Annotated in this window: 2 protein-coding genes; both read right to left on the minus strand. The window is 74.0% G+C overall.

From position 1 onward, the window contains the following. The coding region (locus PO768_RS28505) for a hypothetical protein (protein ID WP_442953317.1) at positions 1–1,041 on the minus strand (1,041 nt) is incomplete at its 3' end. An 80-nt stretch (positions 1,042–1,121) separates the two neighbouring features. Continuing rightward, the coding region (locus PO768_RS28510) for a baseplate J/gp47 family protein (RefSeq protein ID WP_272648750.1) at positions 1,122–2,004 on the minus strand (883 nt) is incomplete at its 5' end.

Here is a 2,004-nt window from a genome sequence, read left to right on the forward strand (position 1 = left end):
GGGGCCGCCGGTCCAGCCGGCCAGCGGGTAGTAGCCGCCCTGGGGCTGCAGCGGGCGCTGCAGCTCGCTGCTCAAGCGGCCGGCCCGGCAGGCCTGTTGCCAGCGTTGCCGCAGCGCGGCCGGCAGCGCGTAGAGCCAGACGCCGGGATCACGCGGTCGGCCGTCGGCGCCCAGCAGCTGGCCGCGTGTGGCCAGCGCGATCTGCTCGCCGTCGAACCAGCCCAGCGTGTGGGCAAAGCGCGGCCCGGCCAGGCTCAGCGGCAGCGACAGGCGGCCGTCGTCCAGCAGCCGGCGCAGGCGCACGCCCCCGCCGGCGCGCCGCAGGCTCAGCAGCAAGAGCCCGCCCTCGCGATGGCTGGCCAGGGCCAGCGCCTTCTCGTCGGCCGGCACCGCATCGGGCAGCAGCCGCCACTGCGGCGGATCGGGATTGGCATCGCAGGCGGCCAGCCGCGCGTCCTGCTTGCGCTCCAGATGGACCGGCCGGGTGAACAGCGGCAGGCCGCGCAGATGCGCCAGCCGACCCTGGGCGACGTCCAGCACCCAGACACCGCCCTCGGCGGCCGAAGCCAGGCGCTGCGGCTGCAGCACCTCGGGCGCGGCCAGCCGGGTCAGCGCAAAGCGGCCGCGCAGGTCGAGCAGCCACAGCGCCCCATTGGCAAGCAGGTACAGCACATCGTCGGCGCCCAGCGTCATATCGGTCACCGGCAGCGCCTCGGGCGGCAAGGCCAGCGCCTGCGGCGCCAGCCCATGGGCGGCGGCCAGATGCGAGTTCGAGACCAGGGCCGCGCCGTCCCAGCACATATGGTTGCCGACCGTGTCGATCACCAGCGAGGGCTGCAGCAGCACCGCGTCGACATCGGCCACGTCCTCCTGCAAGGCCAGCGGGCTGGCCCGGCCGGCCAGGCGCAGGCCGCCGAGGCGATGCTGCGGCGCCGGCTCTATCGTCACGGCGACGCTGCCATCGTCCTGCGGCACGGCCCAGGGCCTCAAACCATGGGGCTCGAAGCCGAGACCGAAGCTGCGAAGGCCGTTGATGTCCATCTCAGTGCCCGCCCGGCCGCCCGAAGGGCGCTGAGCACCCCCTCGGGGGGCAGTGAACAAGGTGAACCTGGGGGCTCATATCAGCACAGCTCCGGTACGACGGGCAGAAAGAGAGCAGGCTCGGCACTGGAGGGGCTGTGCGGCAACTCGGGCGAGGCCGGTGCATCGACACCTTCGATGACGACCAGCGCCACCAGCTCCGGCAGCTGCCAGGGCTGCAGCAGCAGGGTCGTCGGGATCTTGCCGGCGCCGGGCAGCTCGGTGAAGCCGCCATCGGCACCCTGCTCGAACAGGCGCAGCGGCGAGACGCCGGCGACACCGCTGACCCGCGCGACGACCACCTCCAGCTCGCGATCCCCGAGGCGCCGGCCCAGCGGGTAGCCGCCATCCTGGCCGGGCGTGGCCGGCCAAGGCGAGGCGTCCAGCGGCAGCGGCCACAGATAGCGGCGCAAAGCCTGCCGCACCTCGGTCAGCACGACTTCGCGCGCATGACCCGCGCGGATCTGCACCGCGACGGCCAGGCCGATCGCGCGGTACTCGCAGCCGATCACATAGAGCTCGGTGGCCAGCGGCCGGCGCTCGTTCAGAAAGCCGTGGACGGCTTCCAGCAGCGGCCGGTCGGCACGCGGCAGCGGCGCGCTCTGGTCCTCGCTGTCGCGCTGCGGCAGCACCATCACCGAGACCGCGCCGGGCACACCGGACTGGCGCTCATGCGGCTTGAAGCGCGGCAAGACCTCGACCCGGCCGACGGCCGCGCCGGGGGCCTCGCGCGCCAGCAGCCGGTAGTCCTCGGCGGTGACGACACGGTCGCGGTGTTGGAAGTGGGCCGGAATGCGGCGCTCGGCAGCGTCCAGGGTTTCGGCATCGGCCCCGCCGCGCAGCGCCAGCGGCTGCCAGACATCGATCGCGGGCAGCGGCGCCCGCCGGGCGCCGCTGAGCAGGTCGCTGACGCTGGCCAGCTTG

The sequence above is a fragment of the Paucibacter sp. XJ19-41 genome (assembly GCF_028462495.1).
GTDB lineage: Bacteria > Pseudomonadota > Gammaproteobacteria > Burkholderiales > Burkholderiaceae_C > Roseateles_E.